Here is a 500-nt window from a genome sequence, read left to right on the forward strand (position 1 = left end):
TTATCACTTCCTCCGGAAAAAGAAAATTGATGATTCGCAGTACTACCACTTTTATATAGCAAATCTTGCCAATCAGTATTAGCAGGTCCTTGAACATACCCCGGATTGATAGTTTGTTGATATGCTGCAAATTGATCCGCGTTCAATAAATCCAATCGATTCGCAGTGTTTTGAATAGAATACGTGGTATTAACTTCAACAGATAACTTCCCTTTTCTACCTTTTTTTGTCGTTACTAAAACAACACCATTGGAACCTCTGGATCCATAAATGGCAGTAGCCGATGCATCTTTTAAAATCTCAATAGACTGAATGTCGTTTGCTTGTGGAAAAACACCTCCTACAAACCCATCCACAACAATAAGTGGAGCACTACTGGCATTAATAGAAGTATTTCCTCTTATTTTAACGTTTATAGGAGCACCAGGTTCTCCACCATTATTAGATTGAACTACAACACCTGCTGCACGTCCCTGAAGGGCTTGCGCTGCATTTAACAC

Annotated in this window: 1 protein-coding gene; it reads right to left on the bottom strand. The window is 39.0% G+C overall.

Going from position 1 to position 500, the window contains the following annotated elements:
- Positions 1–500, bottom strand: a 500-nt coding sequence (locus Q0910_RS28530; protein ID WP_299224246.1) for a TonB-dependent receptor plug domain-containing protein, incomplete at both ends; no start/stop codon positions are given.

The organism is uncultured Aquimarina sp. (assembly GCF_947495315.1).
In the GTDB taxonomy this organism is placed as follows: Bacteria; Bacteroidota; Bacteroidia; order Flavobacteriales; family Flavobacteriaceae; genus Aquimarina.